The sequence below is a fragment of the Euryhalocaulis caribicus genome, from assembly GCF_000412185.1.
Classification (GTDB): domain Bacteria; phylum Pseudomonadota; class Alphaproteobacteria; order Caulobacterales; family Maricaulaceae; genus Euryhalocaulis; species Euryhalocaulis caribicus.
On record NZ_ASJA01000002.1, the window covers coordinates 98,095 to 123,707 of the forward strand.

At 61.3% G+C, this 25,613-nt stretch carries 29 protein-coding genes and 2 pseudogenes; 20 read left to right on the forward strand and 11 right to left on the reverse strand.

Annotation, left to right across the window (positions count from 1 at the left end):
- Window positions 1-40: 40 nt before the first annotated feature.
- Entirely contained in the window at window positions 41-535 is a 495-nt protein-coding gene (locus L338_RS02205) for a hypothetical protein (RefSeq protein ID WP_022696725.1), read from the reverse strand.
- Window positions 536-628: 93 nt separating this feature from the next.
- On the opposite strand from L338_RS02205, the gene L338_RS17685 reads away from it, so the two are divergent.
- Together L338_RS17685 and L338_RS02210 are read left to right on the forward strand one after the other, a co-directional pair.
- The gene (locus L338_RS17685) at window positions 629-790 is read left to right on the forward strand and encodes a hypothetical protein (RefSeq protein ID WP_022696726.1); all 162 of its coding nucleotides are present in this window, start codon (window positions 629-631) and stop codon (window positions 788-790) included.
- Between the two features lie 80 nt (window positions 791-870).
- The gene (locus tag L338_RS02210; RefSeq protein ID WP_152485784.1) at window positions 871-1,296 is read left to right on the forward strand and encodes a hypothetical protein; all 426 of its coding nucleotides are present in this window, start codon (window positions 871-873) and stop codon (window positions 1,294-1,296) included.
- Between the two features lie 80 nt (window positions 1,297-1,376).
- Here the strand turns inward: L338_RS02210 and L338_RS17230 are convergent, their stop codons facing one another.
- Complete coding sequence (locus L338_RS17230; protein ID WP_152485785.1) at window positions 1,377-1,673, reverse strand: hypothetical protein; 297 nt, start codon at window positions 1,671-1,673, stop codon at window positions 1,377-1,379.
- A pseudogene (locus L338_RS02215) lies at window positions 1,666-2,187 on the reverse strand (magnesium chelatase subunit ChlI family protein); the annotation flags it as partial. The pseudogene L338_RS02215 and the gene L338_RS17230, both read right to left, overlap by 8 nt.
- Before the next feature lie 64 nt (window positions 2,188-2,251).
- Between L338_RS02215 and L338_RS17500 the strand changes: the two are divergent.
- Window positions 2,252-2,641, forward strand: coding sequence for a helix-turn-helix domain-containing protein (locus L338_RS17500; protein ID WP_206740771.1), 390 nt, complete (start codon window positions 2,252-2,254; stop codon window positions 2,639-2,641).
- A gap of 124 nt (window positions 2,642-2,765) precedes the next feature.
- The gene (locus L338_RS17750) at window positions 2,766-2,957 is read left to right on the forward strand and encodes a hypothetical protein (RefSeq protein WP_027068203.1); all 192 of its coding nucleotides are present in this window, start codon (window positions 2,766-2,768) and stop codon (window positions 2,955-2,957) included.
- 116 nt (window positions 2,958-3,073) lie between these two features.
- On the opposite strand, the pseudogene L338_RS17755 reads toward L338_RS17750, so the two are convergent.
- Window positions 3,074-3,217 (reverse strand): annotated as a pseudogene (locus tag L338_RS17755) (transposase); the annotation flags it as partial.
- 97 nt (window positions 3,218-3,314) lie between these two features.
- On the opposite strand from L338_RS17755, the gene L338_RS02235 reads away from it, so the two are divergent.
- A complete protein-coding gene (locus L338_RS02235) occupies window positions 3,315-3,644 on the forward strand; it encodes a YnfA family protein (RefSeq protein WP_027068204.1) in 330 nt (109 codons plus the stop codon).
- Window positions 3,645-3,658: 14 nt separating this feature from the next.
- Here L338_RS02235 and L338_RS02240 read toward each other — a convergent pair whose 3' ends face one another.
- Window positions 3,659-4,084, reverse strand: coding sequence for a MerR family transcriptional regulator (locus tag L338_RS02240; RefSeq protein WP_022696732.1), 426 nt, complete (start codon window positions 4,082-4,084; stop codon window positions 3,659-3,661).
- Between the two features lie 81 nt (window positions 4,085-4,165).
- On the opposite strand from L338_RS02240, the gene L338_RS02245 reads away from it, so the two are divergent.
- From L338_RS02245 to L338_RS02255, 4 genes are read left to right on the forward strand one after another with little or no spacing between them, the layout of a single operon-like run.
- Window positions 4,166-4,522: a mercuric transporter MerT family protein gene (locus tag L338_RS02245; RefSeq protein WP_022696733.1), complete on the forward strand. Its 357-nt coding sequence runs from the start codon at window positions 4,166-4,168 to the stop codon at window positions 4,520-4,522.
- A 13-nt stretch (window positions 4,523-4,535) separates the two neighbouring features.
- On the forward strand, window positions 4,536-4,859 hold the full coding sequence (locus L338_RS02250) for a heavy-metal-associated domain-containing protein (protein WP_022696734.1): 324 nt from the start codon (window positions 4,536-4,538) through the stop codon (window positions 4,857-4,859).
- Window positions 4,859-5,092, forward strand: a complete 234-nt coding sequence (locus L338_RS18080) for a GDCCVxC domain-containing (seleno)protein (protein WP_081639430.1) — start codon at window positions 4,859-4,861, stop codon at window positions 5,090-5,092. Before L338_RS02250 ends, L338_RS18080 begins: the two co-directional genes overlap by 1 nt.
- Entirely contained in the window at window positions 5,089-6,441 is a 1,353-nt protein-coding gene (locus tag L338_RS02255) for a dihydrolipoyl dehydrogenase family protein (RefSeq protein ID WP_027068205.1), read from the forward strand. The genes L338_RS18080 and L338_RS02255 overlap by 4 nt, the downstream gene beginning before the upstream one ends.
- Window positions 6,442-6,451: 10 nt before the next feature.
- Here L338_RS02255 and L338_RS02260 read toward each other — a convergent pair whose 3' ends face one another.
- The 6 genes from L338_RS02260 to L338_RS02285 are packed head-to-tail and all read right to left on the reverse strand — an operon-like array spanning window position 6,452 to window position 13,971.
- Window positions 6,452-7,183, reverse strand: a complete 732-nt coding sequence (locus L338_RS02260) for a ZIP family metal transporter (protein WP_022696736.1) — start codon at window positions 7,181-7,183, stop codon at window positions 6,452-6,454.
- Window positions 7,184-7,195: 12 nt separating this feature from the next.
- Window positions 7,196-10,330, reverse strand: coding sequence for an efflux RND transporter permease subunit (locus L338_RS02265; RefSeq protein WP_022696737.1), 3,135 nt, complete (start codon window positions 10,328-10,330; stop codon window positions 7,196-7,198).
- A gap of 14 nt (window positions 10,331-10,344) precedes the next feature.
- The gene (locus tag L338_RS02270; RefSeq protein ID WP_022696738.1) at window positions 10,345-11,583 is read right to left on the reverse strand and encodes an efflux RND transporter periplasmic adaptor subunit; all 1,239 of its coding nucleotides are present in this window, start codon (window positions 11,581-11,583) and stop codon (window positions 10,345-10,347) included.
- Window positions 11,580-12,905: a TolC family protein gene (locus tag L338_RS02275; protein ID WP_022696739.1), complete on the reverse strand. Its 1,326-nt coding sequence runs from the start codon at window positions 12,903-12,905 to the stop codon at window positions 11,580-11,582. The genes L338_RS02270 and L338_RS02275 overlap by 4 nt, the downstream gene beginning before the upstream one ends.
- A gap of 56 nt (window positions 12,906-12,961) precedes the next feature.
- Window positions 12,962-13,312, reverse strand: a complete 351-nt coding sequence (locus tag L338_RS02280; protein WP_022696740.1) for a hypothetical protein — start codon at window positions 13,310-13,312, stop codon at window positions 12,962-12,964.
- Entirely contained in the window at window positions 13,309-13,971 is a 663-nt protein-coding gene (locus L338_RS02285) for a cation efflux transmembrane domain-containing protein (protein WP_022696741.1), read from the reverse strand. The genes L338_RS02280 and L338_RS02285 overlap by 4 nt, the downstream gene beginning before the upstream one ends.
- Window positions 13,972-14,021: 50 nt before the next feature.
- On the opposite strand from L338_RS02285, the gene L338_RS02290 reads away from it, so the two are divergent.
- From L338_RS02290 to L338_RS02340, 11 genes are all read left to right on the forward strand, one after another.
- Window positions 14,022-14,429, forward strand: a complete 408-nt coding sequence (locus L338_RS02290; RefSeq protein ID WP_022696742.1) for a MerR family transcriptional regulator — start codon at window positions 14,022-14,024, stop codon at window positions 14,427-14,429.
- Between the two features lie 16 nt (window positions 14,430-14,445).
- On the forward strand, window positions 14,446-14,874 hold the full coding sequence (locus L338_RS02295) for a heavy metal-responsive transcriptional regulator (RefSeq protein ID WP_022696743.1): 429 nt from the start codon (window positions 14,446-14,448) through the stop codon (window positions 14,872-14,874).
- Between the two features lie 258 nt (window positions 14,875-15,132).
- A complete protein-coding gene (locus L338_RS02300) occupies window positions 15,133-15,501 on the forward strand; it encodes a hypothetical protein (protein WP_022696744.1) in 369 nt (122 codons plus the stop codon).
- Between the two features lie 101 nt (window positions 15,502-15,602).
- Window positions 15,603-15,956 (forward strand): hypothetical protein, encoded by a 354-nt coding sequence (locus L338_RS02305; protein WP_022696745.1) that lies wholly within the window; start codon window positions 15,603-15,605, stop codon window positions 15,954-15,956.
- A gap of 113 nt (window positions 15,957-16,069) precedes the next feature.
- Entirely contained in the window at window positions 16,070-17,311 is a 1,242-nt protein-coding gene (locus tag L338_RS02310; protein ID WP_152485786.1) for a TolC family protein, read from the forward strand.
- Window positions 17,308-18,918 (forward strand): efflux RND transporter periplasmic adaptor subunit, encoded by a 1,611-nt coding sequence (locus tag L338_RS02315; protein ID WP_022696747.1) that lies wholly within the window; start codon window positions 17,308-17,310, stop codon window positions 18,916-18,918. The genes L338_RS02310 and L338_RS02315 overlap by 4 nt, the downstream gene beginning before the upstream one ends.
- On the forward strand, window positions 18,915-22,070 hold the full coding sequence (locus L338_RS02320) for an efflux RND transporter permease subunit (protein WP_022696748.1): 3,156 nt from the start codon (window positions 18,915-18,917) through the stop codon (window positions 22,068-22,070). Before L338_RS02315 ends, L338_RS02320 begins: the two co-directional genes overlap by 4 nt.
- Before the next feature lie 645 nt (window positions 22,071-22,715).
- The gene (locus L338_RS02325) at window positions 22,716-23,114 is read left to right on the forward strand and encodes a BlaI/MecI/CopY family transcriptional regulator (RefSeq protein WP_206740773.1); all 399 of its coding nucleotides are present in this window, start codon (window positions 22,716-22,718) and stop codon (window positions 23,112-23,114) included.
- The gene (locus tag L338_RS16235) at window positions 23,107-24,087 is read left to right on the forward strand and encodes a M56 family metallopeptidase (RefSeq protein ID WP_022696750.1); all 981 of its coding nucleotides are present in this window, start codon (window positions 23,107-23,109) and stop codon (window positions 24,085-24,087) included. Before L338_RS02325 ends, L338_RS16235 begins: the two co-directional genes overlap by 8 nt.
- Window positions 24,088-24,090: 3 nt before the next feature.
- Window positions 24,091-25,353: a TolC family protein gene (locus L338_RS02335; protein ID WP_022696751.1), complete on the forward strand. Its 1,263-nt coding sequence runs from the start codon at window positions 24,091-24,093 to the stop codon at window positions 25,351-25,353.
- A complete protein-coding gene (locus L338_RS02340) occupies window positions 25,350-25,571 on the forward strand; it encodes a hypothetical protein (RefSeq protein WP_022696752.1) in 222 nt (73 codons plus the stop codon). The genes L338_RS02335 and L338_RS02340 overlap by 4 nt, the downstream gene beginning before the upstream one ends.
- Window positions 25,572-25,613 lie beyond the last annotated feature (42 nt).

The window sequence follows — 25,613 nt, forward strand, 5'->3', positions numbered from 1 at the left end:
TACATCTGATAATGAGATCCACAGTCGTTCATCAGGAAGCTTATCTCTGTTGCCAGACAGACCATCGGCCTTGGAATGCCTGCGTTGCACAGTCCGGGACGGCAAAAGGAATGTCACTTAGATCGGCCCAAATTTTTAGTTCATTTATAAGGTATTGATACTGCTTCACATCTTCTCCGACCTTTATTGCCGGTTTCGATTCGGGCTCTTCTTTAACAATCTGGATTGTATCCTCGAATTGAGCGAACCGAATCATACGAATGAAGAAACTCCCCTTCGAGCTATACTGATCGAACGCAGCCCAATCCCCGCTCTGTGAATTCCAAATCACATCGATTTCAGCACGCTTCGCGGAGCATTTGACCTTACTTACATTCAAATATTTCGATAGATCATCAACAATGATGGGTGACCACACGCCGCGATCGTCTTGTCCGAAGCTATAAGCTTCATGGGCTAGGGCTTTTGCAAAACACGCAGATTGTAGCGCACCTAACCCCAGGAAAGAGATGATCAGATTTCGTGAGAATGTCATTTGCCCGTTCTCCGCTACACAAATCGCCGCTTGCGCATAACCTATTAGTATTCATCCGGGGAATGAGTTGAAAATTAGGGCTGGCTACGCTGCGTGAATTTCCACGAAACCGACCGCGCGGTGCGCACCGCCAGCTCCGAACAGGTACGCCAGCCGATCAACCGCAAGGGCGTCGAACAATGGCGCCATTTCGAACCCTGGCTGGACCCGCTGAAAGCGGCGCTCGGACCGGTTCTGGAGCGGGAAACGCGCTAAAGCTTGCAAGAATTCGTCATCAGCGCGTTATAGTTTCCGATACAAGCGTTCGACGTTTGGAAATGACGGAGCCGGTCCTGATGAAACTCTTCCTCGCCACCCTCACCGCATTGATGCTTCACACCGGCTCCGCCGCCGCGGCGCCGGGCGATCAGATCAGCCTGATGCTTGAAGTCACGCTGGCCTATGACCTGTCGGGCGAGACGAAAGCCTCGCGGAGCTGGGAGACGCAGGTGCGGCTGACCGAGGGCGAAACGTCCATGCTGGATGTCAGCCTGGCCGAGGGACCGCCGCAGACGCTGCTGATTACCGGCAGCCGTGACGAAGACACCGCCAATCTGGAATTCGAGCTGAAGCGCGGCGAGGGGCAGGCCGAACAGACCCTCGCCAAACCCGTCCTGACCGTGGGCGAAGCGAAAAAGGCGAGCGTGAAAATCACCGAAATCCAACACTACGAGTCACTGGAAATCGCCGCCACGCCCTTCTGGAAAACCGGCGCCGACTAGCGGGCAGACGCGGCGCGGCTGTTCACTTGCCCCGCGTAGCTTTCCGGCGGGGTGCGCGAAGAACATAAACGTATGAGGACTTATTCACCGTCCTTTACATACGGGTTGTCGTATATGTCGACGACCTCGTCAGTGCCGTTCCTTTTCCAGATTATATCCTTCGGGGCATATGCCTCTGGATAGCGGATAATCTCATGATAGTGCTCTTCCCATGCATCCCATAAGGGTCGCGGTTTTCCGTTATCGTCAAATTCTTCAACAACGAACTGCCATCCGCTTACAACATTTGGCTTGCCTGTTAAGGGGCCTTCCCTTTCTTCACAAATGTACATCCTTCTTTTTAATGAAGGCGCTTCTGCAACGTAATAATCATCCATGCTTCGCGCCCTCAAAGCGGCTTCCCGTCTGCCCCGCATAGCTTTCGGGCGGGGTGCGGCGGTGGCTGAGGGCTTCGGCGATGTGGACGCGGCGGACCGAATCCGCGCCATCGAGATCGGCGATGGTGCGGGCCACGCGCAGGGTGCGGTGATAGGCGCGGGCGCTGAGCTTCATCTTCTCGGCGGCCTTGGCCAGGAGCGCGCGGCCCGCCTCGTCCGGGGCGGCGACCTGTTCGACCATGGCGGTGGTGATATCCGCATTGGTGTGTCCGCCTTCCTCGCCCTCTCCGCGTGAAAGCTGGGCGGAGCGGGCGGCGGCCACGCGGGCGGCGACCTCGGCCGAGCCCTCGGCGGGCGGGGGCAGGGCGAGGTCGGCGGCGCTGACCGCCGGGACATCAATCTGCAAATCGATGCGGTCCATCATCGGGCCGGAAATCCGCGCCTGGTAATCGATGGCGCAGCGCGGCCCGCGCTTGCAAGCGATGCCGGACACGCCGCCATCGCCGCAGCGGCACACGCACGTTGCCTTCTTTCCAAATTTCATTTGGTCAATAAAAACAATAAGAAAACTTCCATGCTTGAGCGAGTCCGCCTCCTTGGGAGAGCAGATTAAGTGGCGGCGGCGACAGCTTGGAATGCGCCAGAAGGATGTCGCGGAGCTGCTTGGCGTGAACGTCTGGACGGTCGGAAACTGGGAGAAAGGCGTCTGCGGACCCCAGATAGAGCATTGGCCGCGGGTGATTGAGTTTCTGGGCCGGGATCCGTTTCGAAAGCCGCGGTCGCTGGGAGAACATATCCTCCGCGAAATGCGTGCGCGGGGGCTCTCATATAAAGCGTTCGCGAAAGAGATCGGCATGAGTCCAAAGACTCTCGCGAAAATCGCCAAGGACGAGTATGGCGTTATCGATCCGCGCGTTAGGTTCGCGTGTCACGCATTATGCCGAAAATATGAGATCCAAAAGATATAGTTTCAGGACTTTCTAGGCTGCGTGAAAAAATTTGAACCCGTATCGAGCCGAGGCGATATGCAGCTTAAACAGGAAGCTCTGCGAGTTGATGGTAGCGCATGGTGATGGAGCGATTGATTTTTAGATGGGCGAATGCAGACTCAATGTGATCGCGCTAGGAGTGGCGTTCGGTGTCAGGGAATTGCGTTCTTTCGGTTCGAGCACGAGTGATGAGGAGTTTGACGAGGCGCTGTTCGAGATCGATGCAAATCCGGTCGATGTCATACGCTTTGTCGGTCAACAGCGCTGTCGACATCTGTTCGGGCAGATTGATTAAGATTCATAGGTTGATGTCGGCCGTCTCGCCGAACGCCATGTGGAAGGCGATGCGGCGGCCGAAGGCGGCGGCGACACAATGAACCTTACTTGGTGAACCTGTCCTGCATTTCAGTTGCCGTATTTCTCTGGAACGTCGCGCCATGGCGCGCGCGTTTTCAGCCGCCAAAGAATGCCGTTGATGATATTGCGGTTGTCCGCGGACGGACGGACGCCTCGCCCGCGCTCGCCGGGCGTTCGTTCGAGGAGCGGGAGTTCCACAACCCCACCATTCCGTTTCGCTTAGATCACCATGACTAAAACTCCGCCTTCAAATGTCGATTCAAGGGGCGATCGCCTGAAGATGAGGATGATCAATATGCCTACCACCGCCGCTTATATCGGTGCAGCCATCGCTGAAATCTCGGGATGCTTCGCATTCTGGGCGTGGCTCCGCCTCGACAAGCCGGTTTGGTGGGTTCTTCCGGGAATGGCGTCACTGGCCTTGTTCGCCTTCCTACTCACGCTGGTCGATAGTCCCGCCGCCGGACGCGCATTTGCAGCCTACGGAGGGGTTTATATCGCAAGTTCGCTCGCCTGGTTGCGGCTGATCGAGGGGGTTAAACCGGACCGCTGGGACTTAATCGGCGCTGCCGTCTGCCTCATCGGAGCCGCTATCATTATCGCTGCGCCCCGGCCGCCCAACTGATTTGTCCACGCCGCCTAGACAGGACGGTCGCCCGCCAGAGCGTCAATAACCGGGCAGTCTTTGGCCTCTCCGCCCTCGCAATTCCTGACCAATCGCGTCAGACTCTTCTCAAGCTTCCTGAGATCGCGGATCTTGGCCTTGATCGAGGCCAGATGGCTGCTCGCCATGTCCAAGACCTCTCCGCAGGTAAATTCGCTCGAGTTCATCAGCGACAGCAAGGCGCGAATTTCTGCGACAGAAAAGCCCAGCTCACGGCCCCGCATGACAAATCCCAACTGGGCCTGATCTTCGGGCGAATAGAGCCGGTGGCCGCTATCTGTCCGGTCAGGTTCCGGCAAAAGGCCGATCCTCTCGTAATAGCGGATCGTCTCGATATTGCAGCCGCTGCGCCGGCCCAGTTCTCCCCGCTTCATCGCCTCTCGCGGCTTCGTGATCGCCATCGCTGATTCTCCCGCTTGAACCTGTAGTTGCTACAGACCTTAGAAGTGAGATGGAATCGATGGAAGCGCAAGGCTGAGTACATGAACGGACGGAAGACAGGGGATGTCTGGTTTGCCTTTGGCGGCGCGGCGGGCGCGGCGCTGGCTTCGACCTGCTGCATCGTGCCGCTGGCTTTGGTTCTGACCGGCGTCAGCGGGGCCTGGATTGGCAGCCTGACGGCTCTCGAACCCTATAAACCCTATTTCATTACCGCCGCTCTGGCGCTCATCGGCCTTGGATTCTGGCGGGTCTATTTCGTTCAGAAAAACGACTGCCCAGAGGATGGTCGCTGCGCGCGGCCGGCGGCCCGCCGCATAACGAAAATCGTTCTATGGCTATCAGCTTTTCTCGTCAGCCTCTCGGCCACGATTGGCTGGTGGGCTCCGTTCTTTTACTGAGAAAGGAAACCCGATGATCAAAACGCTCATTCTTTCACTTGCGCTGGCCGCTCCGGCTCTGGCAGCCGCGCCGCCTCCAGCCAGCGCTGCGGGCCTTGAGGCGAGCGCAGCCGTTCAAACTCAAAGGGTCAAATTCGCGATTGAAAACATGACATGCGCCACCTGTCCGATCACGGTTAAAACCGCCATGAAACGGGTGCGCGGCGTGCAATCTGTCGAAATCGATTTCAACCAGAAGACCGCCATTGTCCTTTTCGACCCGTCTGTCGCGACCGTTTCAGATATCGCCAGCGCCTCCACGAAGGCCGGGTATCCGGCGCAGGCGATCGAAACCTGATGATGCGCCTGTCGACCATCACCTGCCCTGAGTGTGGTCATTCCGAGCAGGAAACCATGCCTCTTGATGCGTGCCAGTTCTTCTATGACTGCAAGGGGTGCGGCGCGCTTCTTCGGCCCGAGAATGGCGATTGCTGCGTATTTTGTTCCTACGGAACGGTCCCCTGCCCGCCGATCCAGGCCGCGCGGGCGGGAGGGGAACCGGCATGCTGCCCCGCGGAGGGAAATTCATGACTCGGGAATTCGATCTTGTCGTCATCGGCGTCGGTATGGCCTCGGTGAATGCGGCGCGTAAATGCGCTTCAGCCGGATGGTCGGTGGCTGTCATTGATGAACTTCCCTATGGGGGAACCTGCGCGCTTCGGGGCTGTGATCCGAAGAAAATGCTGCGGCGGGGCGCCGAAATCATCGACGGGGCCGCGCGCATGGAAGGCAACGGCGTAACGCCATCGGGCCTGAAAATCGATTGGCGGGAACTTGTCGCCTTCAAAAATTCCTTCACCGCCAAAATGCCGGACCGCATCGAAACCGGGCTGGAATCTCAGGGAATAACAACGTTCCATGGCCGGGCGCGCTTTTGCGCCGAAGACGCTCTGGAGCTTGAGGACGGTTCGGTTATCAGAGGCGGCAAAATTCTCATTGCGTCTGGAGCCAAACCACGCTCCCTCGACTTTGAGGGCGCCGGGCACCTTACCGACAGCACGGCGTTCATGGAGCTCGATACCTTGCCTGACCGGATAGTTTTTGTAGGCGGCGGGTTTGTTTCATTTGAGTTCGCCCATATCGCGGCCCGCGCTGGATCGGAGGCGCTAATAATCGATCATGGCGACCGCCCCTTGAAGGCCTTTGACCCCGATCTGGTGGATCGCTTGGTTCAGCGCGGGCGTAAAGCGGGCGTTGGTTTTCAGTCACAAACCGAAATCTGCTCTGTCGAAGCGTCGGGAAGGGATTTCCGGGTCACGCTGTCAAAGGACGGGCATGAAGAAACCGTCAGCGCCAACCTTGTCGTGCACGGCGCGGGCAGGGTTCCCATGCTCGACGCCTTGGATCTGGAAAAGGGCGGTGTGGAATGGACCGAAAGCGGCGTATCGGTGACTGAACATCTGCAAAGCGTTTCAAATCCCGGAGTCTATGCGGCGGGCGACGCGGCGGATACGGCGGGCGCGCCCTTGACTCCGGTCGCGGTGATTGAGGGCAAAGTCGCGGCCTCGAACATGTTGAAGGGCAATAAGACCAAACCGGATTATCACGGCGTTCCGTCTGCCGTATTCACGATCCCCGAGCTTGCCAGAGTGGGTTTGTCGGAAAAGAAAGCGCAGGCGCGCGGTAACGCCCGGACCGAGTTCAACGATACGTCTGGTTGGTATTCAAATCTCCGGGTCGGAGAAACCTGCGCGGCGGCCAAAGTGATCATTGATGATGACACCGATGAAATCCTTGGCGCCCATCTATTGGGTCCCGGCTACAGCGAACTCATCAATATTTTTGCGCTCGCGATGCAAACGGGATTGAAATCGGCCGGTCTGAAAAGATTGACCACGGCTTATCCCTCCATCGCCTCGGACTTGGGATCAATGCTCTAGACGTCTCCCTCTACCCCAATCCAGCGGACACGAACGTAAAAAGCACGAACCCGCTGACAAACGCGATGATGGAGACTTTGCTGTCACGATCGCTCTGGTGGGCCTCTTCCAGCATATCCTCGACGGCAGCGACCGTGAGCAATCCGGCCACGGCCGCCAACGCGAACATTTGGTAGCCATCCGGTGCTGGACGCAGCAGAAGATAAGAAGCCGCAGCCGCCCCCAGCACGGGGACGGCGAAAGAGGCGGAAAGCAGCAGCCGCCGGCGTCGCGGAATGTTCTTGTCCCGGAAATTTGCCACTGTCGCGTAGCCTTCCGGCAAGTCCGCCAAGACTTGACCCAAAGCCAGGATCAAAGCGAGCGATGGCGCCACGGCGGCGCCGGCCCCGATCATGATTCCATCGCTGAACAGATCGGCGCTGACAGCAAAATAAATCATCCACATGCGCTGACGGTCTTCTTCGCCCCCGCGAGCTAAGAGGCCGCTCAACCGGTCTATCAACAGATAGGCCCCGCCCCCGAGCGCAACGGCAAGACCGATCCACCAGCCAGAAAGTCCCTCCAGCACGCGGGGCATGAGCTCAATGGCGACAATTGCGATTGCTACGCCCGCAGCGGCATGGAGCGCCCAGTTAAGCCGCCTTGGAGAGGGTTTGCCCCACTCTGCCGCGACTCCTCCCGCAAAATTGCCGAAAGCCGGCAATAGGGCGAGGCCTATGACAATCAGGAACTGGGTGTCCATATCACGCTCTGATCAGCCTGGCTCTTCGCCATGGAAACGATGGAACGCTTCCGGTTGCGGTTTCGGTTCCGTCTGCCGGATCGGACGCGGCGCAAACCACCGGTGCAAGGCCGGCAAAACCAGCAGAGTCAGAACCGTTGAGGTGACAAGCCCGCCGATAACCACAGTCGCCAGCGGGCGTTGCACCTCGGCGCCGACTCCGCTTGCCAACAGGAGCGGACCCAGTCCCAGCGCAGTGGTCATCGCGGTCATAAGAACGGGTCTCGCCCGCAGCGTCGCCCCCTCGATCGCCAGCGCATCGGGATCACGCCCCTCCTGCGCGAAGCGATCAAGATAGCTGACCAGCACCATGCCATTGCCGAGAGCAATGCCAAACAGGGCGATAAAGCCCACGGTGGCCGGAACCGAGATGGGCAACCCGGCGATCCAGAGCGCCATGGCTCCACCGGTCAGCGCCAGCGGAATGTTGAGCAGAATCAGCAACGCTGATTTCAGTCGTCCGAACGCCAGCAACAAGATCAGCATGACGATGCCAAGCGTGATCGGAATGACCACAGCAAAGCGCTTGTTCGCCTGTTGCTGAAGCTCGAACTGACCGCCCCAGATCACGCGATATCCGGCAGGCAGGTCGAGCTCTTCGGCGATGCGCGCCTGACCGTCTTCCACGAAGGAACCGATATCGCGGCCTCGCACATTGGCTTGCACGGTGATGAAGCGTTCGCCGTTTTCCCGCGTCACCTGACGCGGGCCGACAACCGCTTCGATATCGGCGATCATGTCGAGGGTGATGCGCGCGCCGCCCGGCGTCTTAAGGACGAGATTGCGGATCGATTCCGGCGTGGCGCGCGCGCCTTCCTCATAGCGGACGATCACCGGGAACTGACGTACGCCTTCGAACACCGCCCCAGCTTCCGCGCCACCGACAGCGGCGCGGACGGAGGAAAGGGCGGCGTCCACAGTGACTCCGTAACGGGCGAGCGCGGCCCGGTCGAGGTCTATGCGGAGCTGCGGCGCACCGGTAATCTGGTCCGCCTGTACGTCCGTTGCGCCCTCGATAGAGCGGAGAAGGCCGGCAAGGTCTTGGGACGCGGCGAGCAGGCGGTCCATGTCGGGACCAAAAATCTTCACCGCCAGCTCGGCCTTGGTTCCGGTCACCAGCTCGTCCACCGACATGGCGATGGGCTGGCTGACATTGACCAAGACGCCCGGAAAGTCGGAAAGCTCCCGAGATATCTCGGTGCGCAGTTCCTCCGCGGTCAATCCTTCGCGCCATTGATTTTCCGGTTTCAGGGCCAGGAAAGATTCGGCGCTATTGGTCGGGTCGGCATGGGCGCCGATTTCACCTCGTCCGATGCGTGTCACCATTCGCTCGACTTCCGGAAAACTGGCGAGCACATAGTCCTCCACCCGCGTCATTGTTTCTTCCGCCTCGGTGAGGGAAATGGACGGCGCCATGGTGGTGCGCATCAGGATGTCGCCTTCTTCCAGCGTCGGAGTGAATTCCGAGCCCAGCTGCGGCAAGGCGAGACCGCCCATCGCCAGCAGCAGAACCGCCGTTCCCACCGCCAGCATGCGGCGGCGGATGAAGAAACCGGCGAGCGGCTGAACCATGTGTCCGATCCGTCCAACATCGCCCTCTTTCGAGAACTTGCGTCCGGGCCGCATCAGACCGCTGGCGATCGCCGGCGCGATCAACGCGGCATAGATTAGAGAACCTGTCATGGAGAGAGCGGCGGAGGCGGCCAACGGGCTGAACGTCTTGCCCGCCGGGCCCTGCAGGGCGAAGAGCGGCAAAAACACGACGATGACGACAGCCACGGCGGCGATCAGCGGGCCGATCACCTCGGTCGCCGCTTCGGCGACGGCGGTGCGCCGGTCCTCGTTTGGCCGATCCTTCAGCACGCGATCGACATTTTCAGCGATGACGATAGCGCCATCCACCATCATGCCAATGGCGATCGCCACTCCGCCCAACGACATGAGATTCGCAGAGATGCCGAGCACGTTCATCGCGATGAAGGCGAAGCCGACCGAGAACGGAATGGACAGCGCCACCACCAGGCTGGGCCGCCAGCCTCCGAGGAAGGCAAAGATGATCACGGCCACGAGAAGCGCGCCCTGCCAGAGCGCGGTGGTCACAGTCGACGAGGCCTTATTCACCAGCGCGCCCTGATCGTAATAGGGCACGGCTTTCACGCCTTCGGGCAGGTTGGAATTGATCTCCTCGAACCGCTCGCGGACATTGGCGATCACCTCTGAGGTGTTGGAGCCATAAAGCTTCAGCACCAGTCCCGCGACGACTTCGCCCTCGCCGTCGGCTGTCGCCAAGCCCTGACGGACGCCGCCGCCAATGGCGAGCTGGGCGACGTCCCGGACCCGGACCGGCGTGCCTTCCACGGTCTTGAGAACCACATTGCCGAGATCATCCAGCGAGCGGGCGAGGCCGATGCCGCGCACCACATATTGCTCGGAATCGACCTCGATAAATTGCGCGCCAGTGGTGCGATTGCCTTGGGTTAGCGCGGTCTCGACGTCGCCGATGGAAAGATCGTAGCGCAGCAGCGCCTCTGGATTGATGCGCACCTGGTATTGCTTCTCATAGCCGCCGAGCGACAGCACTTCGGTGACGCCAGGCACGCTCTGAAGCTGGTATTTCACCATCCAGTCCTGAATTTCTCGCATCTCGACAAGACTGCGTTCGTCCGTCTCGTCCACGAGATTGTAATAGAGGATGATGCCAAGACCGGTTGAAATCGGCCCCATCTGCGGATCGCCGAAACCTTCTGGAATCGCTTCACGCGCCTGGGCGAGGCGTTCGCCGACAATCTGGCGAGCGAAATAGATGTCGGTCCCGTCCTCGAAATAGATGTTCAGAACAGAAAGGCCGAAATTGGAGACCGAGCGGATTTCTTCCAGCCTTGGCAGACCAAACATCGCCCGCTCAAGCGGAAATGTGACATAGCGTTCGACCTCTTCAGGCGCGAGGCCCTCGGTCGGGGTGAAAACCTGCACGAGCGAAGGCGAGGTGTCGGGGAAGGCGTCGACGGGCAGCGCGCGAAACGCCCAGGCTCCGCCAATCGTCATGGCGAGCGCAGCCAGAATGGCGAGCATGCGCCCGCCAGCCACGCGATACATCAATCGAAACATGAGACTATTTCCTTTTAGTGCGCGTGACCGGACTCGAAGCCGCCTTTTTCAAGCTGGGCTTTCAGGGTGAAAGCGCCTTCGGCGACATAATTCTGGCCTGGCTGAAGACCGGAAAGGATTTCCACCCATCCGCCGGATTCCTTTCCGGTCATGACCGGCCGTGGAGCGAATCCGCCCTGTACGGGAACGAATACGACGCTGTCATCCTCGTAGTTTTGCACCGCTCCGGTCGGCACAGCGATCGCCTCGCCCCCTTCCAGTCCGCCAATCCGGGCGGAGACGAAGAGTCCAGGCCGGATGCTGCCATCCGGATTGTCGAGGATGACCCGCGCGGTCGCGGTCCGCGACCGTTCCTGGAGCTGCGGCGTTACAAAGGCGATCTCGCCTTGCGCAATCTGGTCTCCGGCATCGTTATGGAATGTCACCGAAGCGTCTTTTTCGACATCGGCCAAGGCTTCGCGGTAGATATCGATATCGGCCCATACGGTTGCGTCGTCGGCAACGACAAAGACCGGCTCTCCGCCGGCGGCGACCGATTGGCCGAGCGAGATGCGCCGCTCGATCACGGCGCCGGCGATTGGCGTGGTTATCGTATAACGGCCCAGAGCGCCGTCGGGGGTATTTTCAATACCGGCAAGCGCGGCATGACTGACGCCGACAGCGTGAAGCTTGGTTTCTGCGCTTTCTCTCTGCGCGCGCGCAGTCGATAGCGCTTCACGCGCGGCGGCGTGTTCGGCCTCGGACGTCACGCCTTGTTGCAACAAACGATCTTCGCGGGCGAAGGTCGTTTGCGCCAGACGTTCCCCGGCTAGCGCGCTCAGATAATCGGCCTTCATTGTGGCGAGCTCCCGGCTGTCCAGCACCGCCAGGGGCTCTCCCGCGGCGACATGATCGCCTTCTGTTGCGTTCAGTGAATGGACTACGCCTGCAACGCGAGGCGTTACATTGGCCAGCTTATTGGCGTCGAAATGAATTTCGGCTGGCAGTTCCACTGCGCCTGGCAAGGCGCGCTTCTCCGCGGACAGAGTCTGAATTCCGTATTGTTCAGCCTCTTCCGGGCTTAGCCGCACCAGGTCCGAATCCTGACCGTCTTCTTCATGATTATCTTCGGCCGGTTCGCCGTTTTCGTGTCGTTCTTCTGTCTGGGCTGATATGTCATGTGAATCCGTCTCGCTTGCGCGGTCAGAGCCGCATGCCGCTGTCAGGACGGCCAGCGCGAGCGCCGCCGCCGGTATTTTGAGTCGCAATGTCATTGGTCGTATCCGGTAATTTGAATGGGGGCGTAGGGGGGATAACCGCCGAGAGAAAGAAGCTCCGCGCGCGCGCTGCGGGCTGCTCGGGCGGCCTCCACTCGCGTAGTCTCGATTTCGACAAGGCTCCGCCGGGCATCGAGCAGGGCGGTCAGGTCGAATTTGCCGGCCCGATAGCCGATGCGCGCAGCTTCAAACGCTTCCCGCGCGGCGGGCACGGCTTCGTCCGTCAGCGCCGATTCCCGGGCTTGCGCCGCCACCGCCTCGGCGTGGGCGCGGCGTATCTCGCTCGCCAATCTGTTCCGGACGGCGTGGGCTTCCAGATCGGCGCGGACAGCGCGGCGCGAAGCCGCTTCAACTGCGCCCTGATTCCGGTCGAAAATCGGAAGCGGAAGGCTGATGCCTGCGACGAGCGCCTGTTCGTCCGTGTCCCGAAAGCTCTTGACCCCTAGACGCGCCGTTACATCGGGCATCGCCAGCGATCGTTGGTAGGTCAGCTCGCGGCGTCTTGCGTCCAGCCCTAGACGCGATGCCCGCAGGCGCGGATGAGTTTCCGCGCGCTCCATCACTTCGCCTGGTTGTGGAAGGGCCTGTTCAGCCGCATCGGAAACGGCCTCGCCAAATGGGGCGTTTTCCGCGCCCCACAGCGCGGCAAGTGAAAGGCGGAGACGGGCGACGTCAGCAGCCACTGCGGCGGCCTCGGCGCGGGCGCGGGCGCTGTCCGCTTCAGCACGGATGGCTTCCACGGACGCTGCGGCGCCGGCCTCCACCCGCCGCTGAACCGCATCCGAAACCTCGGCGGCAAGCAGGGCGGCCTGTTGGGCGAGCCGCGCGCGTTCCTCGGCGGCCACCAGCGCGTAGAAATAATCCGCCGCTTGAAGCGTCAGGTCTCTCATTTGACGCGCGCAGTCCGCTTCCGAAGCTCTGGCGCGGGCAAGGCCGGCGACTTCCGCCTTGCGGCGTTTGCCGCCCAGCATGAAGGTTTGAGACACTGACGCGGTGGATTCTCCGGCTCCAAGCGTCTGGATGCCCGCGCCGTCAAAATCTTCAACTTCAATTCCGAGAACCGGATTGGGCCTTAGTCCAGCCTGACGGGCGTCTGCGCGTTGAGCCAGTGCTTCCAGCGCAGCGGCCCGAAGTTCCGGAGCAGCCGTCTGGACAGCCAGCAGCGCCGCGGAAAGCGTCAAAGGGTCGTCCCGGGAAGGGATTGCTGTGTTTTGTGCGAGGTCGTTTGCCGCACCATCGCACAGGCTGGGCGCGGCTTGAGCGCCGCCGCCAGCCAGCGCAGCGGCCAGCAGACCGCTGCACAGTAATTTCATATGCATGTTGTTCTCCGATGATGATCGTCACGAAGCCGCCCACACCGGGCGGCGCGGCGCGATCAGCTCATCGGAGGCCGAAGATCGGGAGAGATAATCTGACTGACGTAGTCGAAATGCGCGATCGTCATGCTCAGGCTGGCGTCAGTCTTGATGCCTGCGTTCGCAATGCTGCGCGCGCCATGCCAGTGCACATGGCAGCTGGCCGCATGGCAAAAATGATCCTGGTCCGGCTCGGATTGAGCAGGGGATTGCGATTGGCCGTCGATTACTTCAACGGCGCTTGGGTCATTATGGGCGTGCAGATCGTCGGTTGCGGCATGCGCCGGGGCCGTGATGGACAGCGCCAGCCAAACAATTGTCAGCAGACGTCCAGCCCAGAGACGAAAACTTTGGTTTCGCTTCTGTCTCATGACGTTTCGCAACCCGTTTCGCGGCGCTTGGCTTCATTCAATTCAGCGCGCGCCAACCGAAAGATAGTGATGGATGAGCGAAGGAAAAGGCCGGCCAGCAGCGCGGCGATGACAAGGTCGGGCCAGATCGATCCTGTCATCGCGACCAGACCAGCGGCAATGAGCACTCCGACATTACCGATCATATCATTGCGGGAACACACCCACACTGACCGCACGTTCGCATCGCCGTCGCGCCAGCGTAACAGAATGAGAACGCTCGCCGCATTCGCGAGAAGCGCCGCCAGTCCCATCGGGGCCATGATGTCAAATGCCGGCGTCTCTCCCGAGAAAGTCCTGACCAGGGTCATGACGAGAATCACACCCGCCATGACGGCGAGGCTTCCCCCTTTGATTAAAGCCGCGCGCGCCCGTGTCGTCGCAGGGCGTCCGATCACTAGAAACGTCATGGCGTAGGTCGCCGTGTCTGCCGCGAAATCGAGCGCATCTGCTTTCAAGGCCATTGATCCGGCGACGAAGCCGGCGGCCATTTCGACAACGAACATGAGCCCATTGATTGCAATCACAACCGTCAGGGCCGTGCGATAGGCCTTGGAGGCCCCTTCGAAAACCGGCGCCTCGCAACAACCGGCCGCAGCATCGGGGATCTCTTGCGTCATTGGAAACACGCTACAATCTATAGCGGCTATAGATTCAAGGGGCTTTCCACATGACCGGATACAGCATCGGCCAACTCGCCGCCCGGACGGGCGCCAAGGTCGTAACCATCCGCTATTATGAAAAGATAGAACTGCTTGAGGCTCCGCGCCGAAGCCGGGGCGGTCATCGTCTATATGATGGGCAAGCAATTACGAGGCTGAATTTCATTCGTCGTTCCCGCAAGCTTGGCCTGTCGCTAGAGGCGATCGCCGACCTGCTCCGATTGGCGGAGACCCCTGACTCGCCATGCGATAACGCCGATAGAATTGCGAAGTCACAACTCCGGGACATCCGGACGCGGATGCGTGAGCTCAGAGCGATGGAGCGCGCGTTGTCGCGCATCCTTGAAGAGCCATGTGGAGGCCGGGCGAGAGATTGCGGAATCCTGGGGATCTTGTCCCCGGAGCAAACGAATTGACCGTGAGCGGCAGACAATGACTGAATCGATGACAATTGGCGGCGCGGCTAAAAAGGTTGGCGTCAGCGTCGAAACTATCCGGTTCTATGAACGCAAAGGCCTGATTGAACAGCCGCTCAAACCTTCAAGTGGCGGCCATCGCGCCTATACCGCTGACCTGGTCCGTAAATTGAGATTCATAAAACAGGCTCAGGGGCTCGGATTCTCTCTCCATGAAATTGGCGAACTTCTGGCGCTGAGAACTGATCCCGCGGCAGAGTGCGACGAGGTGCGAGATCGTACAATTGTAAAACTCGAGGATGTGGACCGTAAAATATCGAGGCTTCGGACTATGAGAAGCGCGCTCATCCGGATGATCGACGCCTGCCCGCGCGAGGGTCCGGCCTCGGAATCCTGCACGATCTTGAAATCGCTCGATTCCGAAGATTTTTCAGGCGCGGCTTGACTCCGTACCATGGTACGGCGGCTATATTCGCATCGTTCTGATTTAAACGGAGACGAAGCATGCGCAAATTCACACTGGTTGCAGGCGCCTTGGTTGCGCTCGCCATTCCGGCCGCGGCGTTCGCCGCGCCAATGCTGGCCAACTGTCCGCTTTGCCCCTGAGCAAACTCTCGTATGAAGATGGCGCTTCGTTGAGCGGCGCGCCATCTTCCTCGCGACCCTTAAAGCTTTACACAATGATTTCTGGTACTGTGCGCGCATGATCCGGCTCGTTCTCTCCCTGTTTCTGGCGATGGTTTTCGCCAGCGCGCCTGTTTTCCAGGCGCAGGCGGAGTTGATGCCGGCTCCCTCAAGCCCCGACCGCGCCGCGAACGTTTCTGACCACGCCATGGAATCCATGGCGGAGTGCGGCCATTGCGATGAGTGCAATGACAAGGCCTCAATGCCGGATTGCGCAACGCCCTGCCTGATGAGCTGCACTGGCGGCTTCAACTCTCTCGCGCTTCTTTCCGGGTCGCAGCATGACATTCGTATTGCGTCGAGCGCGCTGATTTTGCCTTTTGCCTCGCGCCGCGCAGACGCGCTGTTCGACGCCGATCCCCCGCCTCCTCGACTCCAGACGACGTGATCTTTGTCCGCGAGCCGCGAGCCTTCGTCTCGCCTCCCGGATTCACTCGACTTTCTGGAAACTGAAATTTGCTCCCGGGACGGAGCATGAGGAGACGAACCATGAACACCACAATCACGCTGGCCGCGGCCGCGGCCCTGACCATGACTCTCGCAGTCCATGCGGCGGCGCAGGACGCCTCGTCCGGCAACGCGCCGACTGGACAAATTACGGAGCGCGCGCCGGAAACCGGCGACACGCCTCCCTCTGCGATGATGCAGGACGAAGACACCCGCATGATGGGGCGGATGATGGATGGCGGGATGATGGACGGGCCGGGCATGATGATGGACCCGGATTCCATGACCGAGGAGCAGCGTCAGGCCATGTCCGACATGATGAAGAGCTGTCATCGCATGATGATGGCGATGTCGGAGCCCGGCCCTGACGGCCGCATAAACGCGGACTCTCAATAGGCGTCCCCGCAGATTCCAGAAGATCTGACGAATCTCTGGATCTGATTGACGGCCGCGGGGCCGCCTTCAGGGCGCGTCTCGCGGCCTGCCGCCCATCAGTGCAGGACACCATCATGAATATGTTTTCTGGAGCAGCGCTCGCCTGGGCGCTCGCCGGCGCCGCGCCCGCGGCGGAACCCGCCCCGCCCTTGCGTCTTGAGGATGCGGTGGCCATGGCCCTGAGCGCGCGCGATCCCGCGGCTGAACGATTTGAGGCGAAGGCCGAGGCGCTGGAGGACCGCGCCGTCGCCGAAGCGCAGCTTCCCGATCCGACCGCGCGCGTCGGTCTGGCCAATTTTCCGGTCGACACGCTGGCTTTCGAGCAGGAGCCAATGACGCAAATCCAGGCTGGTTTGCGCCAAGAGTTTCCCAAGGGCGACACGCTGACGTTCAAAGGCGAACGCCGTCGCGCTGAAGCCGGCGGCGAGCGGGCGCGCAAAGCCCTGGCTCTTCGCAAGATCGAGCGGGAGACCCGGCTGGCCTGGCTGGACCGCTATTACTGGACGCAGTCGCAGGATTATATCCGCCAGAGCCGTGAAGCGGTGGATGAGCTGATTGATTCTCTCAGCGCAGCGTTCGCGTCCGGTTTGATGACCAGCCAGGACGTGTTGCGCGCCGAGCTGGAACTCGCCCTGCTCGATGATCGTCTGGCGGAATTGCGCCGGCAGGAGGCGGCGGCGCAAGCCGTGCTCGCCCGCTATGTCGGCGAGGCATCAGCGCGGCCCATGCCCGCCGCGCTGCCCGCGTTTGCGGATCCGCCATCTCTGGAAATCATGGAAACCGCGTTGGCCGATCATCCCGCTGCACGCGTGAAAGATGCGGAAGTCCTGGCGCAGAGCATCGATACCGAGATCGCCGAGGAAGCTTATAAGCCGTCCTGGGCGCTGGAAGGCGGCTACGGCCTGCGCGGCGGCGGGCGGGCCGATTTTGCCAGTGTCGGCGTCAGCGTCTCAATTCCGTTATTTACAGGCAAACGACAGGACAAAAGGCTTTCCGCGGAGATCAAGGAACGCAGCGCGGCCGAACTGGCCCGCTCGGCGGAACTGCTTGATCTGCGGCGCGATCTGGGACGCGCCTATGCGGACTGGACCGGCCTGCAGGCGCGTATCGATCTTTATGATCAGGCGGTGAGGGTTCGCGCCGGGGAAACCGCCGAGGCCTCGATCGCCGCGTATGGCGGCGGCAATGCCGATTTCCCTGAACTGATCCGCAGCCAGCTCGCCGAGCTCGATGCGGAACTCAATCGACTGAAACTCCGCGTCGACCAGGCCAAAGCCTGGGCTGAGCTCGATTATCTTACAGGAGGCGCGCCATGAGCCCGTCACGCATCGCCCTTATTTCAAGTCTGCTGACCGCCGCGGCGGCGAGCGGGTATTTCGCCGCCCGTCTGACAGGCGCGCCTCAGCCGTCCGGCATGGGAATGGGCGAACAGTCGGACGGGGGCGATAGCGGCCCCGGCGAGGGAACACAAGACCGTGAGATTCTTTACTGGAAAGCGCCGATGGACCCGAGCTACCAGCGCGATGAGCCGGGCAAGTCGCCCATGGGGATGGATCTGGTTCCCGTCTATGCCAAGACGGGCGCGGCGGACGATGAAGAGCCAGCCCTGCGTATTAATCCGGCCGTGGTCAACAATATCGGCGTGCGCACCGCGGCCGCCGCGCGCGCGGATCTGTCAGAGCGCATTGAGACAGTGGGCTATGTAACCGCCGACGAAGAACAGGAATCGGTCGTTACTGTGCGGTCTGAAGGCTGGGTGGAGCGGCTGGCCGTGGAGTCGATGGGCGCGCGCGTCCAGCGCGGCGACCTGCTGTTTCAGTTCTATTCGCCGATGCTGTTCAGTGCGCAATCGGAATATCTCCAGGCGCGCCGCTTGGGCAGGCCGGCGTTGACCGAAGCGGCCACCGAGCGGTTGCGGTCCCTCGGGATGAGGCAATCTCAGATCGAAGGCCTGGCCTCTTCAGGGGTGACGCGCCGGTTAATCCCGGTCCATGCGCCGCAAAACGGCGTGGTCACCGAGATGAATGTCCGTGAAGGCGCGCAGTTGACGCCGGGGCAGGCCGCAATGCGCCTGGCCGACCTTTCCACGGTCTGGGTGATAGCCGATGTCTTCGAAAGCGCGGCGGGAACCGTCGCCCAAGGACAGCGCGCAACCATGACCTTGGCTTCATTTCCTGGCGAGCGCTGGTCCGGCGAGGTCGATTATGTTTACCCCACGGCCGACGCCGACGCGCGGACCGTACGCGTCCGCCTGCGTTTTCCAAATTCTGACGGCCGTCTGAAGCCGAATATGTACGCCAATATCAGGCTGGAGAGCGGCGACGCGCCGATAGGCGGCGGAGTGACCATTCCGCAGGCGGCTTTGATCCGCGGCGCTGACGGCGACCGGGTTATCCTGGCGCTGGGCGAGGGCCGCTTCCGGCCAGCGCAAGTCACAGCCGGCGTCAGCGCCGGAGATCGCGTGGAAATCCTCTCCGGCCTCGCTGAGGGCGAGAGGGTCGTCGTATCGGGCCAGTTCCTGATCGACTCCGAAGCCAGCCTGGACGCCGCCCTGATGCGGCTTGATACGCCGGGTTTCGAGAAACCCGGGGAGAAGTCCGGTCTTCCGGGAGAGATGTCCATGGAAAAGATGGACATGGATCAACCGGAGTCAGGCCGCATGCGGACGGACGTCTTCGCGGCGGCGGAGGGCGTTGGCGTGGTAAACGCGATCGATGCGCAAGCCCGGACCGTCAATCTTTCTCATGAGCCGATTCCCGCCATCGGGTGGCCCGCCATGCGTATGGATTTTGAGGTCGCTCCGGATGTGGTCCCGGGCGACATCGAAACGGGCGACCTGGTCGAGTTCAGTCTGCAAAAAACTGGCGAGAGCTACACGATCACCGCCATCGCGCCCGCCGTCGCTGGGGAGACGGAACAATGATCGGCTCTCTGATCCGCTGGTCGATCGCCAACCGTTTGCTGGTGATCGTCATTGCCCTGCTGATGGGGGGCTGGGGCGTGCAGTCATTGCGTACCACGCCGCTGGACGCCATTCCCGATCTCTCCGACGTCCAGGTCATCGTCAAGACCACCTATCCCGGTCAGGCGCCGCAAGTGGTGGAGGACCAGGTCACTTATCCGCTCGCCACCGCCATGCTCGCAGTGCCCGGCGCGAAGACCGTGCGCGGCTATTCATTTTTCAACGATTCTTATGTCTATGTGATCTTCGAGGAAGGGACCGATCTCTATTGGGCGCGCTCCCGCGTTCTGGAATATCTCAGCCAGGTCGCCCCTCAGCTTCCGGACGAGGCCGAACCCGCGCTCGGCCCTGACGCCACCGGCGTTGGCTGGATCTATCAATATGCGTTGGTCGACCGCACCGGAAACCACGATCTTGCGCAGCTGCGCGCCATTCAGGACTGGTTCCTGAAATACGAACTTCAGACTGTGGAGGGCGTGTCGGAAGTCGCCGCCATCGGCGGCATGGTCAAGCAATATCAGGTCGTCGCCGATCCCAACAAGCTGCGCGCCTATGGCCTGCCGCTGTCGCGCCTGCGTGAAGCGATTCAGCAGGGGAATATGGAGACTGGCGGGCGCGTTATCGAGATGGCCGAGGCGGAATATATGGTCCGCGCCAGCGGTTATATCGATTCCATCGGGGATCTGGAGCAGATACCGCTAAAAGTCAGCGCAGACGGTGCGCCAGTGCTTTTGAAAGATGTCGCGACGATCCGGCTGGGACCGGAACTGAGACGCGGCGTCGGCGAGCTCAACGGCGAAGGAGAAGCGGCCGGCGGCGTGGTCATTATGCGGTGGGGCGGCAATGCGCTGGCGACCATCGACCGCGTCAAGGAGAAGCTGGAGCAGCTTGAAGCCGGCCTGCCCGAAGGCGTCGAGATCGTCACGACCTATGACCGCTCCGGTCTGATAGAACGCGCCATTGATACGCTGACCGAAAAACTGATCGAGGAATTCATCATTGTTGCGCTGGTGTGCGCGCTTTTCCTGTTTCATCTGCGCTCGGCGCTGGTGGTGGCGATCAGCCTGCCGCTTGGCGTCCTGGGCGCTTTTATCGTGATGAACGCGCAAGGACTCAACGCCAACATCATGTCACTGGGCGGCATCGCCATCGCCGTCGGCGCCATGGTCGACGCCACCATCGTCATGATCGAGAATGTTCATGCCCGACTGGAGGGCAAGGAGGTGTCAGGGCGTGAGCGCTGGCGTCTCATTGGCGAGGCGTGCGTGGAAGTCGGCCCGCCGATCTTCTTCTCTCTACTCATCATCACGTTGAGTTTCACGCCGATCTTCGCGCTGGAGGCGCAGGAGGGGCGGATGTTCAAGCCGCTCGCCTTCACCAAGACCTATGCGATGGCTGCGGCGACCGCGCTGTCGGTGACTTTGGTTCCCGTGCTGATCGGTCTTCTGGTGCGCGGAAAGATCGCGCCCGAGCATAAAAATCCGGTCAATCGCGTTCTGACGGCCGCCTACCGGCCCATCATCGGCTTCGCCACGGCGCAGCCCTGGATGACGCTGGGACTGGCTGCCCTGGTCATGGCCACCGCCCTAATTCCGGCGAGCCGGCTGGGCGCAGAATTCATGCCCGATCTCGATGAAGGGGATCTGCTCTATATGCCGAGCGCTTATCCGGCGGTTTCCGTGGGCAAAATGTCCCAGATCCTGCAACAGACGAATAAACTGATCGCAACGATACCCGAGGTTCAAACAGTCCACGGCAAAGCAGGCCGCGCCGAGACAGCAACCGACCCGGCGCCGCTAACCATGATTGAGACGACGATCCAGCTGAAACCTCGCGAAGAGTGGCGCGAAGGCGTGACTCTGGACTCGCTCAAGGCGGAGCTGAATGAGCTGGTGCAGATTCCCAGCCTTACCAATGTCTGGACCATGCCGATCAAAAACCGCATCGATATGCTGGCGACCGGAATCAAGACCCCGGTCGGGGTCAAGATCGCCGGTCCGGATCTGGAAATAATTGGCGAGATCGGCCGGCGCATTGAAGAGACCGTTGGCGAGGTGCCGGGAACCGCTTCGGTCTATTCCGAGCGGGTGACTGGCGGGCGTTTTATCGACATTGATGTGGACCGGGAAGCGGCGGCGCGCTTCGGCTTGAATGTGTCCGATGCGCATGATGTCGTGCGCACCGCTATCGGCGGAATGACGATCGGCCAGAGCGTTGAAGGGCTTCAACGGTTTCCGATCAATCTGCGCTATCCCCGCGAAATGCGGGACTCCTTGCAGGATCTGCGCAACCTTCCCATCGTGACGCCGGCGGGCGACGAAATCCCGCTCGGCCGCATCGCCGAGATCCAGGTGGCGGAAGGGCCGGGCATGATCCGCAGCGAGAACGCCCGCCAGACGGGGTGGGTTTATGTGGACGTGGCGGGGCGCGATCTCGGCTCTTTCGTGGCGGAGGCCCGCAAAACGGTGGCCAACGAAATCGAGCTCCCGGCCGGTTATTCCATCGCCTGGTCAGGGCAATATGAATACATGCAGCGCGCCAAGCAGCGTTTCGCGCTGGTCGTGCCGGTGATGATCTCGATCATCATGTTGTTGCTCTTCCTCAATTTCCGCAACATTGCCGATGTCCTGATCATTCTCGGAACATTGCCACTGGCCCTGGTCGGCGGGCTCTGGCTGATGTTCCTGGCCGGGTTCAATCTTTCCGTCGCCGTCGCCGTGGGGTTCATCGCGCTCGCGGGGGTCGCGGTCGAGATCGGCGTCTTGATGATCATGTATCTGCGTCAGGAACTGGCCGCCGCCGAAGCGCGCGCGGCGTCCGAGAGCCGCAAACTGGAAACCGGCGAATTGGCGGAGGCGGTGCGCCGCGGCGCGCTTCGCCGGCTGCGTCCGATCATGATGACCTTCGCGGTGATCGTCGCCGGTCTTCTGCCCATCATGTACGGCCACGGGACGGGATCAGAGATCATGCGCCGCATCGCCGCTCCGATGATCGGCGGAATCGTCAGCGCCACGCTGCTGGCGCTGGTCGTGGTCCCGGCTGTCTATCTGCTCTGGCGCCGCCGGGCGCTCACGGTTGGTCTGGGGCTGATTGAACAATCTGAGCACGAGTGAATTGAATCTGGCGATATCGTCTGAAACCGGAGGAATCAAACAATGATGGAGGGAGGGCCGATGGCCCCTTGGGGCATAATTTTCATGAGCCTCGTATTTGTCTTTGCCGTAATCGGCGTCATCGCGACAATAAGCTTTTTTATGTCACGCGTGCGGCGGCATAACAGAGATTGACGGCAAGCCTCATTGAGGCAGTGAGTCAACTGGGCTCGCCTTGTTGCGGGTTTTCCTGCTCCGATGGATCAGCGGGTGGCTGATTGGAAGCGGTTCTTCTGTCTTCGAATTTGAATTTCAGGAACGCGCTGAAGCGGAACACGCGTCCACTGCCCTGCATAGTTTTCCGGCGGGCTGCGGCGGCTGAGGGGCTTGAACCCAGCCTGCGCCGTCCAAGATCCGCGACGCGCAGCGGGCGTTGATAGGCGCAAGGCGCTCTGGCGAAGTTGTGCGAGGATGGCGCGCCGCACTGCAGCGGTCGTGATTTCCGCATTCATTTTCTCGCCTTTTGAGTCGGCGCGGTCCTTCTATGTCTGACGGGCCGTGGCGACGCGGGCGACAGGAAATAGTGATCTCAAGATCATATATAAAACCGATTGACAGTCGGTTTTATATAGTGTCTCCCTTCCCGTCAGGCTGAAAATGGAAATCATGCGCGCTCAACTCAAACTCGGAAAACTCGAACTGGCGCTTCTGGATTTCCTTTGGACGGAAGGGTCATCCGACGTGAAAGGCGCGCATCAGGCGGTGGGCCGGCCGCGCGGAATTTCGCTCAATACCGTCCAGTCTGCGCTTGAGCGGCTTTTCCGCAAAAGCCTTCTTGGGCGGGAAAAGGTCAGCCATGCCTATTGCTACAAGCCCTGTGTGAGCCGCGCAGAACTGGCGTCGCGCATGATCGGCGGCGTAATGGAAGACCTTTCCGGGGATGACGAGGCGCTGATCGCCGCTTTTGTCGATCTGGCTTCCCGTACGGATGAAAAAACGCTGGAGCGGCTTGAACAGGCCCTCTCGGCCCGCCGGGCGGCCTTCGGGGAACGTGGCGATGACTGATTTTCTTATCGAAAGCGGTATCGCAGCGCTGACGGGACTGATTGCCGCGCTCTGCGTCTCAGTCGCCTCCGCACTGTTCTATCCATCCCTCAGAAAAATGGTTTCGCGCAGCGCGCCAGCGTTCCAGAGCATTTTTCTCATGGTTCTGGCGGCGGTCCCGATTGGCGCGTTCCCGGGCATGACGGCCGCGTCCCTCTGGTGGACGTTCCGGGGCGGGGTGATCAGCGATCATTGTCATGTTCCGGCTTCTTCGACCGCATGTTTTCCCCATGCTCCGGTCGAGACGCACTTGCTGGCGCCGGGCGTCTTCGTCGCTTTGGGTGTGGCGCTGTGCGCTCTGGTGGCGCTGGAATTTTCCGGCCTCGCCGCGCGCAGCCGACAGCGGAAGCGGGTCCTTCACGCCTGCAGCAGGGAAGACATGAGAGGCCGCAGAATCCTTGAGACGGATCGTCCGGTCGCCCTGACCGCCGGTCTCTGGCGCCCGGAAATCTATATCTCGCAGGGTCTGAAGCGGCGGCTCGGCACGGATGAGTTGAGGGTCGTCATGCATCACGAGAATGCTCACGCCGCCCGTTATGACAGCCTGTCTTTCGCAATGGCCGCGGCCCTGTCGCGCGCGCATTTCCCTTCCGTTCGCCGCCAGCTTCTCGCAGATTTGCATCTTTCCCATGAACGGGCGTGCGACGAAGCCGCCGCTCACAGGATCGGCGACCGCCTGTGCGTGGCGGCGACCATTTTGCGCATCGAGCGCATGAATGCTGCGGGCGGAGAGACACGCCATTGCCAGATGGGGATCACGGGCGGCTCGGTGCCGGCGCGGGTGGAGGCCCTAATGGGGGCCGCGAAGGCCCGTTCGCCTGTGGACCTTGCAACTTCGAGCCTGTATGCGCTCGCAATACCCATCGCTTTGGCGCTGGCGGCGGAGCCGCTTCACAGCGCTGTGGAATTCGTTTTCTCCAACCTCCCAGGTTAGCTCATGCCTTTCCGCTTCCATTTCTTGCGCCTCAAAAAACCGATCCTCAATCGGGTTTTTGGCGGAGCCGCGCTCTCGGCGGCGCTTCTGGTTTCCACTGCCGCCGGCGCGCAGCAGGTCCTGACCGAGGCGGAAGCGCTTGAACTGGCGCTCTCGCGTCCCGCGGTCGAGGACTATCTCGGCGGCCGTATGCAGGAGGCCAAAGGCGGCGTCATTGCGGCCGGCCGCTGGGCCAATCCGGTCCTGGAAGCCTATCGCGAAGGCGCGGACGGGTTCGGCGGCGACGGCGCGGAAACCGCTGTGATGGTGGAACAGGAAGTGGATTTTTCCGGCGAACGCCGCCTGCGCAAAGAGGCGGCGCGCCGGCGTCTGGACGCGGTCAGGTTCGGCGGCCGCGCCTATCAGATGCAACTCGCCGCCGATGTCCGCTCGGCGTTCTATGAAGTGCTGGCCGCGCAACGGCACGAGGCCGCTGTCCAGGACTTGATCGATCAGGCTTCCAGGGTTGAGTCGATGGTCGTGCGGCGCGAGGAGGCGGGCGACGTATCGCTTTATGAACGCCGCCGAATTGAACAGGAAACGGCCAGCGCGCCGGCCGCGGCGGCCGAATGGCGCGCCCGCGCGATATCCGCGCGGCAGAAATTGAAAGCGCTCGTGGGCGGTGTGGATTTTGATCGCGTGGAGGGGGATTTGTCCCCGCAGGCTGAAGCGGATTACGTCGTCCGCCTGGAGGCGCTGCGCGACCGTGCGCGCCTGCAAGCGCTGGAAGCGGAGGCCGAGGCCTCCCAAGCCGAGGAGAGGGCGGCGCAGCGCGCCGTCATCCCTGACGTGACGGTCGGTCTGGGCGCGCGGCGGATCGAGGATTCGCTGGGCGACGAAACCGGCGTCCTCATGTCGTTCAGCCTTCCCCTGCCGCTCTTCGACCGCAACGAGGGCGAGATTGCCCAGGCCGCAGGCCGCGCCTCCGCGGCGCGGGCGGAATACCGGCTGGAAATGGATCGCCTGATGGCGGAAGCCGATGGCGCGGCCCAACGGCTTAACAACCTGATTTCCATCGCTCAAACCTATGAGCAGGACGCCGTCCTGCCCGCGCGCGAGCTCCGGCGCATGGCCATCCTCGGTTATGAGGGCGGAGAAATCAGCATGCTGGAGCTGACCGACGCCCTGCGCCGGGCGTTCGAGGCGGAGCAACGCCTCATCGAACTTCAATACGAGGCGCGGCAGGCGCGCACGGACTTCGAAAAACTGACAGGAGACATTCAATGACGCTTCTAAGAACCACGCTTTCCATTTTCGCGCTGGCTCTGGTCGCAGCCTGCGGCAATGAGCCGGCCGCCGAGCCTCATCCCCATGGCGAAGGCGCAGATCATTCCCACGCCGATTCTCATGAAGAGGCGCACGCCGAGGGCGAAGCGCACGAACACGCTGAAGAAGCCGATCACGCGCACGAAGAAAGCGAAGACGATCACGGCCATCCGCACTAGAGGCCGACCGCCAGAGCGTCGTTCTGTATCCGAGGTATATTT

Bases quoted from the DNA above. Each gene is read 5' to 3' on its own strand.
- L338_RS02310 (WP_152485786.1), top strand. From the start codon at position 16,070: ATGAATATGTTTTCTGGAGCAGCGCTCGCCTGGGCGCTCGCCGGCGCC.
- L338_RS02305 (WP_022696745.1), top strand. From the start codon at position 15,603: ATGAACACCACAATCACGCTGGCCGCGGCCGCGGCCCTGACCATGACT.
- L338_RS02270 (WP_022696738.1), bottom strand. From the start codon at position 11,583: ATGACATTGCGACTCAAAATACCGGCGGCGGCGCTCGCGCTGGCCGTC.
- L338_RS16235 (WP_022696750.1), top strand. From the start codon at position 23,107: ATGACTGATTTTCTTATCGAAAGCGGTATCGCAGCGCTGACGGGACTG.
- L338_RS02235 (WP_027068204.1), top strand. From the start codon at position 3,315: ATGCCTACCACCGCCGCTTATATCGGTGCAGCCATCGCTGAAATCTCG.
- L338_RS02325 (WP_206740773.1), top strand. From the start codon at position 22,716: ATGCGCGCTCAACTCAAACTCGGAAAACTCGAACTGGCGCTTCTGGAT.
- L338_RS02320 (WP_022696748.1), top strand. From the start codon at position 18,915: ATGATCGGCTCTCTGATCCGCTGGTCGATCGCCAACCGTTTGCTGGTG.
- L338_RS02285 (WP_022696741.1), bottom strand. From the start codon at position 13,971: ATGACGCAAGAGATCCCCGATGCTGCGGCCGGTTGTTGCGAGGCGCCG.
- L338_RS18080 (WP_081639430.1), top strand. From the start codon at position 4,859: ATGATGCGCCTGTCGACCATCACCTGCCCTGAGTGTGGTCATTCCGAG.
- L338_RS02250 (WP_022696734.1), top strand. From the start codon at position 4,536: ATGATCAAAACGCTCATTCTTTCACTTGCGCTGGCCGCTCCGGCTCTG.
- L338_RS02260 (WP_022696736.1), bottom strand. From the start codon at position 7,183: ATGGACACCCAGTTCCTGATTGTCATAGGCCTCGCCCTATTGCCGGCT.
- L338_RS02300 (WP_022696744.1), top strand. From the start codon at position 15,133: ATGATCCGGCTCGTTCTCTCCCTGTTTCTGGCGATGGTTTTCGCCAGC.
- L338_RS02340 (WP_022696752.1), top strand. From the start codon at position 25,350: ATGACGCTTCTAAGAACCACGCTTTCCATTTTCGCGCTGGCTCTGGTC.
- L338_RS02265 (WP_022696737.1), bottom strand. From the start codon at position 10,330: ATGTTTCGATTGATGTATCGCGTGGCTGGCGGGCGCATGCTCGCCATT.
- L338_RS02295 (WP_022696743.1), top strand. From the start codon at position 14,446: ATGACTGAATCGATGACAATTGGCGGCGCGGCTAAAAAGGTTGGCGTC.
- L338_RS17230 (WP_152485785.1), bottom strand. From the start codon at position 1,673: ATGGATGATTATTACGTTGCAGAAGCGCCTTCATTAAAAAGAAGGATG.
- L338_RS02335 (WP_022696751.1), top strand. From the start codon at position 24,091: ATGCCTTTCCGCTTCCATTTCTTGCGCCTCAAAAAACCGATCCTCAAT.
- L338_RS02210 (WP_152485784.1), top strand. From the start codon at position 871: ATGAAACTCTTCCTCGCCACCCTCACCGCATTGATGCTTCACACCGGC.
- L338_RS02290 (WP_022696742.1), top strand. From the start codon at position 14,022: ATGACCGGATACAGCATCGGCCAACTCGCCGCCCGGACGGGCGCCAAG.
- L338_RS02240 (WP_022696732.1), bottom strand. From the start codon at position 4,084: ATGGCGATCACGAAGCCGCGAGAGGCGATGAAGCGGGGAGAACTGGGC.
- L338_RS02255 (WP_027068205.1), top strand. From the start codon at position 5,089: ATGACTCGGGAATTCGATCTTGTCGTCATCGGCGTCGGTATGGCCTCG.
- L338_RS17750 (WP_027068203.1), top strand. From the start codon at position 2,766: ATGGGCGAATGCAGACTCAATGTGATCGCGCTAGGAGTGGCGTTCGGT.
- L338_RS02205 (WP_022696725.1), bottom strand. From the start codon at position 535: ATGACATTCTCACGAAATCTGATCATCTCTTTCCTGGGGTTAGGTGCG.
- L338_RS02280 (WP_022696740.1), bottom strand. From the start codon at position 13,312: ATGAGACAGAAGCGAAACCAAAGTTTTCGTCTCTGGGCTGGACGTCTG.
- L338_RS02315 (WP_022696747.1), top strand. From the start codon at position 17,308: ATGAGCCCGTCACGCATCGCCCTTATTTCAAGTCTGCTGACCGCCGCG.
- L338_RS02275 (WP_022696739.1), bottom strand. From the start codon at position 12,905: ATGCATATGAAATTACTGTGCAGCGGTCTGCTGGCCGCTGCGCTGGCT.
- L338_RS02245 (WP_022696733.1), top strand. From the start codon at position 4,166: ATGAACGGACGGAAGACAGGGGATGTCTGGTTTGCCTTTGGCGGCGCG.